This is a genomic window from Sodalis sp. RH21 (assembly GCF_047324175.1).
Taxonomy (GTDB): domain Bacteria; phylum Pseudomonadota; class Gammaproteobacteria; order Enterobacterales; family Enterobacteriaceae; genus Acerihabitans.
On record NZ_CP178732.1, the window covers coordinates 893,222 to 907,813 of the forward strand.

Annotated in this window: 14 protein-coding genes; 2 read left to right on the forward strand and 12 right to left on the reverse strand. The window is 59.7% G+C overall.

What is annotated here, in order from left to right; genetic code table 11:
- Positions 1–32: 32 nt before the first annotated feature.
- Together ACL2XP_RS04110 and yedA are read right to left on the reverse strand one after the other, a co-directional pair.
- Positions 33–1,418 carry an MFS transporter gene (locus tag ACL2XP_RS04110; RefSeq protein WP_413739079.1) on the reverse strand — a complete coding sequence of 462 codons (1,386 nt, stop codon included), beginning with the start codon at positions 1,416–1,418 and terminating at the stop codon, positions 33–35.
- 302 nt (positions 1,419–1,720) lie between these two features.
- On the reverse strand, positions 1,721–2,674 hold the full coding sequence (gene yedA, locus ACL2XP_RS04115; protein WP_413737293.1) for a drug/metabolite exporter YedA: 954 nt from the start codon (positions 2,672–2,674) through the stop codon (positions 1,721–1,723).
- 160 nt (positions 2,675–2,834) lie between these two features.
- On the opposite strand from yedA, the gene ACL2XP_RS04120 reads away from it, so the two are divergent.
- Positions 2,835–3,293: an Lrp/AsnC family transcriptional regulator gene (locus ACL2XP_RS04120; RefSeq protein WP_413737294.1), complete on the forward strand. Its 459-nt coding sequence runs from the start codon at positions 2,835–2,837 to the stop codon at positions 3,291–3,293.
- Between the two features lie 290 nt (positions 3,294–3,583).
- Here the strand turns inward: ACL2XP_RS04120 and cho are convergent, their stop codons facing one another.
- From cho to urtA, 10 genes are all read right to left on the reverse strand, one after another.
- Complete coding sequence (gene cho, locus ACL2XP_RS04125; protein ID WP_413737295.1) at positions 3,584–4,447, reverse strand: excinuclease Cho; 864 nt, start codon at positions 4,445–4,447, stop codon at positions 3,584–3,586.
- 87 nt (positions 4,448–4,534) lie between these two features.
- Positions 4,535–5,278 (reverse strand): energy-coupling factor ABC transporter ATP-binding protein, encoded by a 744-nt coding sequence (locus ACL2XP_RS04130; RefSeq protein ID WP_413737296.1) that lies wholly within the window; start codon positions 5,276–5,278, stop codon positions 4,535–4,537.
- Between the two features lie 16 nt (positions 5,279–5,294).
- Positions 5,295–6,158 (reverse strand): cobalt ECF transporter T component CbiQ, encoded by an 864-nt coding sequence (cbiQ, locus tag ACL2XP_RS04135; RefSeq protein ID WP_413737297.1) that lies wholly within the window; start codon positions 6,156–6,158, stop codon positions 5,295–5,297.
- A 3-nt stretch (positions 6,159–6,161) separates the two neighbouring features.
- Positions 6,162–7,247 carry a cobalt transporter CbiM gene (gene cbiM, locus ACL2XP_RS04140; RefSeq protein WP_413737298.1) on the reverse strand — a complete coding sequence of 362 codons (1,086 nt, stop codon included), beginning with the start codon at positions 7,245–7,247 and terminating at the stop codon, positions 6,162–6,164.
- A gap of 196 nt (positions 7,248–7,443) precedes the next feature.
- Positions 7,444–7,947, reverse strand: coding sequence for a nickel-responsive transcriptional regulator NikR (gene nikR, locus ACL2XP_RS04145; protein ID WP_413737299.1), 504 nt, complete (start codon positions 7,945–7,947; stop codon positions 7,444–7,446).
- 79 nt (positions 7,948–8,026) lie between these two features.
- The gene (gene urtE / locus ACL2XP_RS04150; RefSeq protein ID WP_413737300.1) at positions 8,027–8,725 is read right to left on the reverse strand and encodes an urea ABC transporter ATP-binding subunit UrtE; all 699 of its coding nucleotides are present in this window, start codon (positions 8,723–8,725) and stop codon (positions 8,027–8,029) included.
- Positions 8,726–8,741: 16 nt separating this feature from the next.
- Entirely contained in the window at positions 8,742–9,542 is an 801-nt protein-coding gene (gene urtD, locus ACL2XP_RS04155) for an urea ABC transporter ATP-binding protein UrtD (RefSeq protein WP_413737301.1), read from the reverse strand.
- Positions 9,542–10,615: an urea ABC transporter permease subunit UrtC gene (gene urtC, locus ACL2XP_RS04160; RefSeq protein WP_413737302.1), complete on the reverse strand. Its 1,074-nt coding sequence runs from the start codon at positions 10,613–10,615 to the stop codon at positions 9,542–9,544. The genes urtD and urtC overlap by 1 nt, the downstream gene beginning before the upstream one ends.
- Complete coding sequence (urtB, locus tag ACL2XP_RS04165) at positions 10,615–12,195, reverse strand: urea ABC transporter permease subunit UrtB (protein WP_413737303.1); 1,581 nt, start codon at positions 12,193–12,195, stop codon at positions 10,615–10,617. The genes urtC and urtB overlap by 1 nt, the downstream gene beginning before the upstream one ends.
- Positions 12,196–12,269: 74 nt before the next feature.
- Entirely contained in the window at positions 12,270–13,538 is a 1,269-nt protein-coding gene (gene urtA / locus ACL2XP_RS04170; RefSeq protein ID WP_413737304.1) for an urea ABC transporter substrate-binding protein, read from the reverse strand.
- A 509-nt stretch (positions 13,539–14,047) separates the two neighbouring features.
- Here urtA and ACL2XP_RS04175 point away from each other — a divergent pair.
- Positions 14,048–14,557 carry a ferritin-like domain-containing protein gene (locus tag ACL2XP_RS04175; RefSeq protein ID WP_413737305.1) on the forward strand — a complete coding sequence of 170 codons (510 nt, stop codon included), beginning with the start codon at positions 14,048–14,050 and terminating at the stop codon, positions 14,555–14,557.
- Positions 14,558–14,592 lie beyond the last annotated feature (35 nt).

The following is a 14,592-nucleotide window of genomic DNA, read 5'->3' on the forward strand; positions in this document are numbered from 1 at the left end:
ATTTCATTATCCAAGGGCGGCCGAAGAGCGGCTTATTTGGCGCGCCCGGGTTTGCGTGACACCAGCTCGCCCGCATTGGCCGGCAGGCGCAGCAAGTCCACCAGGCCAATCAGCGACATCAGCGTGAGCAGCACAAACGCCAGCCGATAAGCGATGCCCGGCATCTCCCCCATGCCCATCATGGGCGCAACCGCCTCGCCCAGCCGGACGCCGATGGCGCCAATGGTAATGCCCATGCCGATGGAGAGTTGCACCGCGGTGCTGAACAGGGTATTGGCGTAGCTCATTTCGCTTTGGGGAATATCGGCGAAGGCCAGGGTGCTGATGCCGGTAAACTGCATGGAGCGGCATAAGCCGCCGAAAAACAGCACCGCCAGCGTCAGCCAGTCCGGGGTCGCGGGCGTCAAAAACGCGCAGGCCAGCAGGGATAATGCGGCCAGGGTGCCGTTGACCAATAACACCGAACGAAAACCAAAATGGCGGATAAGCGGCGTGGTGGCCGGCTTCATGGCCAGATTACCGGCGAACACCGCCAGTACCAGCGAGCCGGCATGGAAGGCGTCCATGCCGAACCCGACCTGGAACAGCAGCGGCAGCAAAAACGGCACCGCGCCGATGGCCATGCGAAACAGCGAACCGCCCCAGATGGTCACGCGAAACGTTAATACCTTAAGGGAACCCAGGCGCACCATCGGCTGCTCGGCACGGCGCATATGCCGGACCGCCATCCACATCGCCAGGATACCCAGCAATAAAAACAACACCATATAGGGCCACGGGGCGTCATGCCGCCCGGTCAATTCCAGGCCGTACACCAGGCTCAGCATGGCGGCGCCGCTGGTGACGAAGCCGAACAGATCGAAAGGCGGACGCGCGTCGCGCGGCGGGTTGGGGATCAGTTTCCAGGCGGCGATAATGGCGATCAGGCCCAGCGGCAAATTAATAAAGAAGATCCAGCGCCAGTTGGCATAGTCGGTGATAAATCCCCCCAGCGGCGGGCCCAGGATAGGCGCCACCAGCGCCGGCCAGGTTAGCGTGGCGATGGCTTTGATCAACTGCGACTTGGGGGTGCTGCGCAGCACCGCCAGCCGGCCAACCGGCACCATTAGCGCGCCGCCGGCCCCTTGCACGATACGCATCAGCACAAACTGCGGGACGTTTTGCGTCAGGCCGCATAATACCGAGGCGATCGTGAAAATCGCCAGCGCGACGGTAAAAACCTGGCGTGAACCGAAACGATCCGCTATCCAGCCGCTGGCCGGGATTAATACCGCCAGCGTCAATAAATAGGCGCTCATGCCGATATTTAAATCCACCGCCGACACGCCGAAGGTGACGCCCATTTGCGGCAGCGCGGTGGCGATCACCGTGCCGTCGATATATTCCATAAAAAACGCGCCGGCCACCAGCAGCGCCATGCCCGATAAGCCGCGGGAGGGGGCCTCTTCGACATCTATAGCGGCGGTCTTGTCCGCTGGGGATGCCGGTTGTTTCTCATTCGCCATTGCCTGCTCAGATCCTTCAAAATCAACAATCGCCTGCCTGGCGCTACTCCTGGAGCATGATGCATAGGTCGGCAGGCCGAGGGAATAGATGATATTTTACCCTGAGCGACAAATTTGTCATACAAAAAAGTGAATTCATTGTGTCCGGCATGCGCCAGGCATACCGGACGGGGCTTGCGGCGGGAAAAGTGGTATGACAGCTTCGCCTGAGCAGCCTAAGGCGCAGGCTTGCCGCGCTGCGTCGCCAGCGTTTTCTCCGGTGCGGTTTTTTCCGCGGGTGCCGGCGGGCGGGACGTAAAAGATTTACCGACCATGACGATCACCACCGCCAGGATAATAATACCCAGCGCCAGCCATTCCACCGGATTAAGGCGTTCGCCGGCGAATCCCATGCCGAGCAGCACCGCCACGACCGGGTTGACGTAAGCATAGCTGGTGGCCAGCGCCGGGCGGGCATGGGCCAGCAAATACATATAGGCGCTGATGGCGATAATGGAGCCAAAAACGATTAAATAGCCCACCGCGATCAAGCCGGCGGTATCGGGTATATGGTCCAGGCGCTCTCCGTTAAGCCAGCTGGCGATAAGCAACACGGCGCCGGCCACGATCATTTCCACCGCGCCGATCATCATGCCCTTGGGCAAATCGAGCCGTGAGCTCCAGATGGAACCAAACGCCCAGCTTACGGACGCCACCACCACCAAAAACGCCCCCAGCGGGTTGCCGGTAAGACTGCCGCCGGTATTGAGCAAAATAATGCCGATCAGGCCCAGCGCAATGCCAAACCATTCCAGGCGGGTGGCGCGCAGGCCCCAAATGCAGCCGAAACATACGGCGAATAGCGGTACCGTGGCGACGATCACGGCGGTGATGCCGGACGGCACCTGCATATGTTCGGCCACCGTGACCAATCCGTTGCCCACCGCCAATAGCAGTATGCCGATCATGCCGGCGTTAATAGCCTGGCGCAGGGAGGGCAGGGCATCGCCCTTGAGGCGCAGGATGGTAAATAGCGCCACGCCGGCGATAAAGAAGCGTACCCCGGCCATCAGCAGCGGCGGCCAACTGCCCACTCCGATGCGGATAACAAAGTACGTCGAACCCCAAATGATATAGAGCGTAAATAAAGCCAGCACCAACTTCAGACCGTTAGAATCCCTTAATTGCATTTCACTACCTTTGCAGCCATTAGTGTAGAAAGAAGTATAGAAAGATTAGTAAACCTCTTTTATTAGGAGTTAATAAACTTTTTTTGTCGTAATTATTCGCGTAAACAACGAAAATAGTATCCTAAGTCCTTCGATTCAACGGCCGCGCTACTACGGGATAATGATGGATAAATATGATGAGCTGATATTAACCGCACTGGTGGAAAACGCCCGCCTGACCTATGCCGAGTTGGCGCGCCGGGTTAACCTTTCACCGCCGGCGGTGGCAGAGCGGGTGGCCAAACTTGAAGCCAAAAAAGTGATTACCGGTTACCACGCCCATGTCAGCCTGGAAAAACTGGGGCTGGCGATTTCGTTTATCGTCGAGCTGCGCCTGAATCACAATCATTGGCAGACGACCCTTAAGGCGTTAACCCAGATGCCGCAGATCCTGCAATGCTACCGGGTGACCGGCGAGACCTGCGTGATTATTCGCGGGGCGGTGCAGGATATGGCGGCGATGGAGGCTTTTATCGAGCGGGTCAGCCATTACGGGGCCACTAAAACCTCGATTATTCTTTCCGCCCCGGTGGAGCGCAGCGCCCCGCTGGCGGGGCCGGTTACCGAGGCGTTAAAATAATTGTGGTGAATGTCACAAAAAATTGACACATCGGTTCATTTTGCTTAAACTACTAAAAAATGTGATGTGAGTCACAGTATTAGAAAGGCAATGTGAGGAATCTGCAATGAAATTCATACGTAAAATTAACAAGTTCCTGAAGGAACAAGGTAACATTCACGCTGTGGCGGCCAAACATAACCTGTATTAAGAGGGTTGGCGGCAAGCGTTGGTTTTAAAACGGCCCTTATTCAAGGGCCGTTTTTTATGGGTCATCGCCGGGGCCGGCATGTTCTCATTTTAACCGGGCATCAGGTTAATTCGACGATTTCGTGGCGTCCGCTCAGTATTGGCCCACTGAGGATTTTATAGCCGTCGCGATCGAAGCCTTGCGCCACTTTGTTCAGGCCGGCGGCCTGCGCCAGGTTTTCTACCGAGCCCAGGTAAAACCAATTATTCACCACGTGGATTTGCCGCCGATCGGCGCTTTGTTCCACCAGGCCGATGGGGCCGGCGTACGGCCAGTTGAAGACCCGCATTTGCTGCATGGCGTCCATCAGGCGTAATTGATGTTCTTGCGGGGTTTCCTTGCCGCAGCAGGCGCCGGCGCAGCGCCCCAGATGGAATCGGAAACAGGGGCGGCCATGGCTGAGCCTTTCCAGCCCCAGCAGGCTATAGCACAAAAGCTCAGTGTCGCCGATATCCAATAGGGTCTGCTGGGCGGAGCGGCGGCTGGAGAACAAACCGTACAGGTCGGGGGTGCGGGCGAAGTCGATCTCTTTGGCCGAAACGATAACCGGCATGCCGTTAACCATATGGATCGAGCAGAGCTGGCGGCTGCGGCGCAGCCGCTTGTTATGCAACGGCTGTAATTGCTTGATCATCTGCGCTTCCAGCAGCAGCGCGCCGATCTCCCCGGCGGTGAGATGGTAGCTGATGCGGCGGGACTGGCGCAGCAAACGCGCTTCCGCGGCGGTTCTGAAGTGGGACATCACCCGGCTGCGGATATTAACGCTTTTGCCGATGTATAGCGGCATGACGTCGCTGTCGCTATGGAACACATAGACGCCCGGGGCGGAAGGCAGTCCATCAAGATAGGGCCGCAAATGTTCTGGATATTGATAGGCTTGCGCGACATCGAATTCCATGCGCGGGGCAGATAAACGCTTATGCACTGACGTAACTCGCTTATTACTGTAATTATATACAGCATAACAGGTTATTTTTTGCCGGGACAGCGTAAAATGAGATCCGCCTGTATCTCACCGCTCCTGCTGATGCCAGGTTAAATGGCAGTCCCGCAGCAGCTCCCGATCGGATAAAATCGCCGCAGGCGTTCCCTGCGCCGCCAACCGGCCCTGGCGCATGACAAAACAGTAATCGGCGATGTCGGGCACGATGGCCAAATCATGGGTGGCGGTAATCAGGGTGCGCTCCCGGCTGGTATGTAAAAAGCTCACCATATTGCCTTGGCTCAGCGGATCGAGACCGCTACAAGGTTCATCCAGCAGCAGAACTTCCGGTTCAATAATCAGCACCGACGCCAGGGCGACGCGTTTTTTTTCGCCGCCCGACAGGCGATGGGGCGAACGGTGGCGCAAATGGCCGATACCGAACCTATCGAGCATGGCCTCGATGCCGGCGGTTATCCGCGGTTTATCCCAGCCGAGCTGCAGCGGCCCAAACGCCAGTTCGTCGAATACCGTCGGGTTGAATAGTTGCACGTCGGAATTTTGAAATACCAGCCCGACCCGGCGCCGAAAGGCATAGGCCGCCTCGTCGTGTTCCAGGGCCGCCTGGTCGAGCGGCTGGCCGAAGGCCATAATCGAACCCGACGCCGGAAAAAACAGGCCGTCGAGCAGGCGCAGGAGGGTGGATTTGCCCGAGCCGTTGGCCCCTAGCAACGCGATGCGCTGCCCCGCCTGAACCCGCAGGTCGATTTCAAGCAGCGCGGGCATTGACTGATAGGCGTAGCTGACCTGGCGTAACTCATACACCTCATTCATCGTAATACTCCATCGGTCAGGGTAACCGCAGCCACTGGCAGCCGAAGGCCGCCAGGATCAATAAAACGAAACACGGCAGCGCCAGCCAGTCGCGCCTTCGGCAGTGCAAATCGTGCATCAGCCTGACCCCGCCGCGATAACCGCGGGACAGCATCGCGAGATGAACCTCCTGGCTCAGGTAAAGCGAACGCTCCAGCAGCGCGCCGGCGGCGTTGACGGCCAGCCGGCGGCGCTCGCGCGGCGCCAGCGGCCCGACCATCCGGCTGGCTCGCGCTTCCAGCAGGGCGATGGCGCCGGCCAGCAGCACAAAAATATAACGATGGGTCATGCCGAGAATCATCACCGCCATTTTTGGCAACCGAAAAGCGCGCAAGGCTGCCAGCAGATGGGGCCAGGGGGTGGTTAATATCATCAGCAGGGTGAGCGTGGCCGAGGTTTCGGCCCGGCCAATCAATAATGCCGCGGAGCGCAGTCCTTGCCAGGTAACCACCAGCGATAGGCCAGGCAAATGCAGCAGCGGCGTGCCGGGCACCAGAAACAGCGCGGGCAGCGCCACCACGCCGGTAAACAGCAGCACTCCAATCCATACCTGGCGCAGTAGCCGTCCGGCGGCAATGGCCGACAGGCGCGCCATCGCCACCGACGCCACCAGCAGCACGGCCAGGGCGACCAGCGAGTGCACCGCAACGCCGGTGATAATCAGCGAACCCAGCCCGGCCAGTTTGACGCGCGGGTCCAGGCCTTGCAGCCAGCCCCGCCGGTCGGCCAGCTGCTGCGCGTCATCCGCATGGGCCATGGCCCCCAGCAGACCCGCCAGCAGGCGGGCGATAAAATGTTGCCGCCCCGCACCGTGCCGATGGCTGAATGAAGGCTCCCGCACCGCTTATCGGCGCCCGGACGTGGGGCGATAGGACGCGGGCGCCATAAACCGCGCCAGTAAATAAAATATCAGCAAAATCAAGCCGCTGCCCATTACCGCCGACAGGACGTAACCGATGCTCGCGTTATGCATGAACGACGGGGCGTAATCCGGCACCGGAGCGGACCATAGGGCTTCCAGCCGCTGCATCCCGGCCGGGGCGCCTTCCGGCGGCGCAATATTGCCGGAGGCCCGGGTAATATCGGCCCGGGCGGCGGCATCCTGGAAGTCGCTGGCGCCCCATTCGCCCCAGGCGGTGCCGGCGGCCAGCAGGCCCAGCGGGCTGAGCATCATGACAATGGCCATTCCCAGCCACAACCTGCGCACCGGCCGCCAGCCCTGCGGGCGCATGGGCGCGGATTGGCCGGCGGGCGACGCGGTGAATTGCAGCAGCTCGGGATTGGCTTTTTGCAAATACGCGACAATCCCGCCGGTCACCACCGCTTCCGCCAGCCCGGCAAAGGTGAGATGGCCAAGCAGCATGGCCGGCACCGCTACCGACAGCGGATAGGGCGCATAAAGCGGCGTGCCGGCGGCGTCGGTAAACAGCAGGGGCTGAATGCCGAATTCCGCCGCCGCCAGCAGCGCGGAGATGTTGATGGCGCAGTAGCCGGCGATTGACGCCGCCACGATCCGCCGTTTCGAGGTCAATTCCGATCCGGCGGCAATCAGGCGGTAGAGGCCATAGGCCACCATGGGGCCGACGATGGCCATATTGAGGCAGTTGGCGCCGATGGCCGTGATGCCGCCGTCGCCAAAAAACACCGCCTGGATAAACAGGGCCACTGAGATGGCCAGGATGGCCGCCCAGGGACCGAGCACGATGGCGGCCACGCCCATGCCCACCGCATGGCCGGTGGTGCCCCCCGGCAGCGGCAGGTTAAACATCATAATCACGAAGGAAAATGCCGATACCACGGCCAGCAGCGGCACCAGGCGGGTATGCAGCGCGCGCTGGACGCGTTTTTGCGCCAGCCACCAGAACGGGGCGGCGATCAGGAAAGCGACGGCGCAGGTGGAAGGGCTGAGATAACCATCTGGGATATGCATCGGGACAATCCTTTTAATGGCCGGCCTGCATGGGGGACGGCCGCCCGAAGATCGTACCGGCGGCAGCGGGCGGCGTATGAATGACAGATGTCTAGCAGTATGCATGGGTGAATCATACTTTTCTAGAAAAAATCATACGCCATACTTGATCGGGCGCAACTATATCTTAGAATTCGGCCTCGAAGCCTTGCGGGGGTTATTTGTGATGATGCGTATGCCGGTGCGCGGCGTCGTGATGATGCCCGTGGGCAGCATCCTCCCCGTGGGTATGGCTGTGCGCGGCCGGGGCCGCGGCGGGAGCGTCGATGGGAATCAGATTGATGCTGCCGTGGCGCACCCCGGTCTGGGCGATAACCGACTGGGCAAATTCCGACAGGGCCAGGAGCGGTCCGCGCAGGATCGCGGTTTCCACGCACTCCGCCTGGCTGAGGTGGGCATGCATGGTGGAAATGGTCAAATCATGATGATCGTGTTGCAGTTCGGTAAGCCGGGTCGCCAGTTGCCGTTCGTGGTGATCGTAGACATAGCTGAGGATGGCGATAAACGGCGCCTGCGGATCGGCGCTGGCCGCCTGCTGGCCCAATTCGCGGCGCAGCATGTCGCGAAAGGCCTCGGAACGGCTGCTGTAGCCCTTAAGCCGCATCAGTTCGTCAAGTTCGACGGCCAACCGGTCGTCCAATGAAATCGTTAATCGCTGCATGGGGAATTCCGGGAAAGAGAACAGAAAACCCTAGTGTGGAGCATTTTCACCGTAAAGCATAGCGCGGCATAGCGCGGCTTCAGATGGTCACCAATCCCCGCACCCCGTCGGTTTCCATATCGGCGCCGCGGCCGCGCTGCACGATTTCCCCACGGGACATCACCAGATAGCTATCCGCCAGATCGGCGGCGAAATCGTAGAATTGCTCCACCAATAAAATCGCCATATCGCCGCGCGCCGCCAGGGTTTTAATCACCACGCCAATCTCTTTGATCACCGAGGGCTGAATGCCTTCGGTGGGTTCATCGAGGATCAGTAACTGCGGCTGGCAGGCCAGGGCGCGGGCGATGGCCAACTGTTGCTGCTGTCCGCCGGACAGATCGCCGCCGCGCCGCTGTTTCATCTGCGCCAGCACCGGGAACAGCTCGTAGACCGCCGGCGGGGGCTGTTTGGCCCGCGCGCCGGAAAAGCGCGACAGGCCCAGCAAAATATTTTCCTCGACGGTCATGCGGGGAAAAATTTCCCGTCCCTGCGGCACATAGGCGATCCCGCCCTGGACGCGCTGGTGCGGTTTGCGCTGGTTGATAAGCTCCCCCTGCCAGCGGATGCGGCCGGTCTTGGCCGGCAGCAGCCCCATCAGACACTTGAGCAGCGTGGTTTTCCCCACGCCGTTACGCCCCAGCAGACAGGTTACCTGGCCGATTTGCGCCTCGAACGAGAGACCGCGCAGGATATGGCTGCCGCCGTAAAACTGATTTAATTCTTCTACCTGTAGCATCTGTTTCTCCCGCGGCTTAGCGTCCCAGATAAACGTCGATCACCTGTTCATTGGCCTGCACTTCCCGTAGCGAACCTTCGGCCAGTACCTGTCCCTGATGCAAAACGGTGACGCGATCGGCGATGGTTTCCACAAAACCCATATCGTGCTCCACCACCATAAGTGAGTGCTTACCTGCCAGCGAACGGAACAGCTCGGCGGTATAGGCGGTCTCCGCATCGGTCATGCCGGCGGCCGGTTCGTCGAGCAGCAGCAAATGCGGTTCCTGCACCAGCAACATACCGATTTCCAGAAATTGCTTTTGCCCGTGGGATAATAGACCGGCCGGACGCCGGCGCTGCTGGCCGAGCCGCAGCGTGGCCAGCATGGCGTCGATGCGATCGCGCTGCTCGCCGGTAAGTTTGCCGCGCAGGCAGGCCCAGACCGACTTGTCGGTTTTCAGCGCCAGTTCCAGGTTTTCAAATACGGTCAGCGCCTCGAATACCGTGGGTTTCTGGAATTTACGGCCGATGCCGGCCTGGGCGATTTGCACCGGGGTCAGCCGGGTCAAATCGGTTTGCTGATCGTAAATGGCGCGCCCGCTCTGTGGGCGGGTTTTGCCGGTAATAACGTCCATCAGGGTGGTTTTACCCGCGCCGTTGGGGCCGATAACGCAGCGCAGTTCCCCCACGCCGATAGCGAGCGACAGATCGGTCAGGGCGCGGAAACCATCGAAGCTGACGTTGATCTTTTCCAGCGCCAGCACCGGGTCCCGCTGCCGGCGGCGTTCATCCGCCGGGTAGCGCTGCGTCAGCATTTCATTAACGGCGGGTTCCATCAGTCTCTCCTTTTACGCAGCAACCCGATGACCCCCTGCGGCAGCAGCAGCGTCACCACGATAAACATCAGTCCCAGGAACAGCTGCCAATATTCCGGCATCGCCATGGTAAACCAGCTTTTGGCGCCGTTGACGATGCCGGCCCCCAGCAACGGCCCGATCAAGGTGCCGCGGCCGCCCAGCGCCACCCAGATCGCGGCCTCAATCGAATTGGTCGGCGACATCTCGCCGGGATTGATAATGCCGACCTGCGGTACGTACAGCGCGCCGGCCAGACCGCACAACACCGCCGACAGCGTCCAGACAAACAGCTTGAAACCTTTGGGATCGTAACCGCAGAAAATCAGCCGGTTTTCCGCGTCCCGCACCGCCGTCAGCACCCGGCCGAATTTACTGCGCGCCAGGGCGAACCCCAGCAGCAAACTGGCGGCCAGCAGCACTACCGTCGCCAGGAACAATCCCACCCGGGTCGGGGTGGCGGTGACCGAAAAACCCAACAGGGTGGTAAAACCGGTAAACCCGTTGTTGCCGCCAAAGCCGGTCTCGTTGCGAAAAAACAGCAGCATCGCCGCATAGGTCAACGCCTGGGTCATGATCGAAAAATAGACCCCTTTGATTTTCGAACGAAACGAAAAGTAGCCGAAGACCAGCGCCAGCAGGCCGGGCGCCAACATAATCAGGCACAGCGCCCAGGCGAAATGCTGCGTGCCGGCCCAGAACCAGGGCAGTTCGTTCCAGGATAAAAACGACATAAACGCCGGCAGGCCGTCGCCGGCGGCCTGGCGCATCAGATACATGCCCATGGCGTAGCCGCCCAGGGCAAAAAACAGCCCGTGCCCCAGCGACAACAGACCGGCATAGCCCCAGACCAGGTCCAGGGCAATGGCGACCACGGCGTAGCAGAGTATTTTGCCGATCAGGGTCAGCGTATAGGTGGAGATGGCCAGGGGATGGCCGGCGGGCAACAGCGCCAGCAGCGGCAGGATCGCCAGGGCGATAAATGCCAGGATACCCAGCGTGATGGCGGTGCGCGGCGCTTTTTGCAGGCCGGTCAGGGTCAAGGGCTGGCTCATTAGTCAATCACCCTGCCTTTCACGGCGAACAGGCCCTGCGGGCGTTTCTGGATAAACAGGACGATTAACGCCAGGATCAGGATTTTACCCAATACCGCGCCGATCTCCGGCTCCAGGATCTTATTTACGATCCCCAGGCCAAACGCCGCAACCACGGTGCCCGCCAGTTGGCCGACGCCGCCCAGAACCACCACCAGGAAGGAGTCGATAATATAACCCTGTCCCAGCTCCGGGCCGACGTTGCCGAGTTGCGATAACGCCACGCCGCCCAGTCCGGCGATGCCCGAACCCAGGCCAAAGGCCAGCATATCCACCCGGCCGGTGGGCACGCCGCAGCAGGCGGCCATGGCCCGGTTCTGGGTCACCGCGCGGATATTCATACCCAGGCGGGTTTTGTTCAGCAGCAGCCAGCACAGCGCCAACACCCCCAGCACAAACACAATCACCGCGATGCGGTTATAGGGCAGGACCAGGTTAGGCAGCAGTTGGATGCCGCCGGAGAGCCAGGCGGGGTTGGCCACCTCCACATTTTGCGCGCCGAACAGCATGCGCACCCCCTGAATCAGCACCAGGCTGATGCCCCATGTGGCCAGCAGGGTTTCCAGCGGTCGGCCGTATAAGTGCCTGATCACGGTGCGCTCAAGCACCATGCCGATGGCGCCGGTAATCGCAAACGCCACCGGCAGCGCCACCAGCGGATAAAACGCCAACAGCGGCGGCGCATATTGTTCCAGCGCCTGCTGCACCAGATAAGTCGAATAGGCGCCCAGCATCAGCATTTCGCCGTGGGCCATATTAATCACGCCGAGCAGGCCATAAGTGATGGCCAGGCCCAGCGCCGCCAGCAGTAGAATCGAACCCAGGGAGAGGCCGGTAAAAGCCTGGCCGAGCAGATCGCCGATCAGCAGGCGGTGCTGTACCTGCTTCAGGCTATTTTGCGCGGCCGCGCGCACCTGGGAGTCGGGTTCGGTTTTAGGGTCGGTAAGCGCTTGCAAACGTAATTGGGTATCGGGCTCGCCGGATTTCCCCAACAGCGTCGCCGCCTGCAAACGTACCGCGGGATTAGGGTCGGCAAGCTGTAAATTCGCCAGGGCGCTAAGCAGCGCGCTGCGCACAGCCGAATCTTGTTCCTGGGGCAAACGGGCCGACAGCAGCGGCAATTGGTCGGCCTGGGCTTCGCGCTGCAGCGCCTTGGCCGCCCGCAGCCTGACCGCCGGGTCGTCGCTGACCAACTGTTGGGCGGATAACGCATTGGCGATCAGAATGCGCAGCCGGTTATTGAGCCAGATTTTTTTCACCGCGCCCACCGGGGCGGCGTCGCCCTCCATCGGCGTTAAAGCCGCGCCCTGCTGGATAAACGGCCGGCCGGCTTCATCGACCACCATATTTTCCTGGCGCAAGGCCTGTAACAGCGGTAAGCGGGCCGCATCCGGCGCGCTTGACCATTGTTGCAATAATCTGGCCTGATCGCTGCGGTTCGCCGCCGCAAAATCAGCCGCGGGGCCGGCGGCGGCGTATAGCGGCAGCAGCAGCCATGCTCCCAGGCCGAACCGCCGCAATATCAACAGTACATGACTCATAGTATTCACCCGTTAAAACGTGCAAAACCGTGGGCGCCGGAATCCTGCCGGCGCCGCTACCGCGAAGAGCCGGGTTATTGCGTGCTTTTTACCGGATGATCCGGTTTTTTATCGTTACCCGGGATAAACGGGCTCCAGGGCTGCGCGCGCACCGGTTTATCGGTCTGCCACACCACGTTGAACTGGCCGTTATCCTCGATTTCCCCAATCATCACCGGCTTGTGCAGGTGGTGATTGGTTTGATCCATCGTCAGGGTGAAGCCGGACGGCGCGGCGAAGGTTTGTCCCGCCATGGCCGCGCGTACTTTATCCACGTCGGTGGACTTGGCTTTCTCCACCGCCTGCGCCCACATATGGATGCCGACGTAGGTGGCTTCCATCGGGTCATTGGTCACGACGGTGGCCGCGTTGGGCAGGTTATGGGACTTGGCGTAGGCTTTCCACTGCGCGACGAATTTCTGGTTGGTGGGATTATCCACCGACTGGAAATAGTTCCAGGCCGCCAGATTGCCCACCAGCGGTTTGGTATCGATGCCGCGCAGTTCCTCCTCGCCTACCGAGAAGGCGATTACCGGGACATCGGTCGCCTTGATGCCCTGGTTGGCCAGCTCTTTATAGAAAGGTACGTTGGAGTCGCCGTTAATGGTGGAGATCACCGCGGTTTTGCCCCCGGCGGAGAATTTCTTGATATTGGCGACAATGGTCTGGTAGTCGCTATAACCAAAGGGGGTGTAGACCTCTTCGATATCTTTATCGGCCACGCCTTTAGAATGCAGGAACGCGCGCAAAATCTTGTTGGTGGTGCGCGGATAAACATAATCGGTGCCCAGCAGGAAAAAGCGCTTGGCGCTGCCTCCGTCTTCGCTCATCAGGTATTCCACCGCCGGGATGGCCTGCTGGTTGGGCGCCGCGCCGGTGTAGAATACATTGGGCGACATTTCCTCGCCTTCATATTGCACCGGATAAAACAGCAGGCCGTTCAGTTCTTCAAATACCGGCAGCACCGATTTACGCGATACCGACGTCCAGCAGCCGAACACCACCGCGACTTTGTCCTGGGTTAACAACTGGCGGGCTTTTTCCGCGAACAGCGGCCAGTTGGACGCCGGATCGACCACCACCGGCTCCAGCTTTTTGCCCAGCACGCCCCCTTGGGCATTGATTTCATCGATGGTCATCAGGGCCACATCTTTTAGCGGCGTTTCCGAGATAGCCATGGTTCCCGACAATGAATGCATGACACCGACTTTAATGGTATCGGCGGCCAGCGCTCCCCAACTGATTCCCATCGCGACAACCGAGGCGGAGAGGGCGAACGCTTTTATTAGTTTACGTCGTTGCATACATTTCACTCCTGAATTAAATGAGAAATAACATGGCCATTACACTTGCATCATCAAAGCAAACGCCGTGCCAGTTAGGGGGGTATCAAGCGGGACGCTCGTTCAGGTTTAGCGGCGCAGAGTCTGCGGGCCATATGCGCCCCGACGTGCATCCCCGGCGCCCGCTTAAGCGCACCAACCGCGGGCGCCCGTGCGTTATGGCGGGGCATTGCGTTCAAAAACCAGGCTAAACGCGTTGGGAATGAATTAAAGGGGGGCATAAGACGGGCGCAGCGGCTCGCCATTATTGTGCATCCCTGCCGGACTTGGACGCCGGCGGCGCTTTTATGTTGCGCCGGGTATTGGCCAGGGCGTAATTATGATGTGGGCGGCGGCGGCGCGCCTGGCTGCGCTTTTTTTAACCAGCAAAACTGGCGTGTTTGATAAGTAAGGCTAAACTATATCAAGTAACAGCAACAATAATTATTGATATTATTTCTGAAGTTTCTTAAGTCACCAAGAGGTTAATTATGGCCGATTTACATGACAATTATCTCGACTGGTTGCGCGATGCCCATGCCATGGAAAAACAGGCGGAAACCATGCTTAAAGGGATGGCCGGACGTCTCGAACATTACCCGGTCCTGGAAGCCCGGATCAAGCAGCATATCGATGAAACCATCGAACAGCAGCGTCTGGTGGAAAGCGTAATCAAACGTTATGATTCGTCCAGTTCCACCATCAAGGATATCGCGGGGAAAGCTGCCGCGCTGGGGCAGGCCATGGGCGGTATTTTCGCCAGCGATGAAGTGGTGAAGGGCGGCATCAGCGGTTATACCTTTGAAAATTTCGAAATCGCGTCCTATACCGCTCTTATCGCCGCGGCGGAAGCGGTGGGCGATATAGAAGGGAAACGTGTTTTTCAGCAAATCCTGGAACAGGAAAAGGCCATGGCCGCCTGGCTGCTGGAACATTTGCCCGAGACCACCCAGCAATTCCTGGTACGTTCTAAAACGCCGCACACCGTAGCGAAAAAATAATATCTATAGGACAGGGTGCTGATAGCTAAACGGGA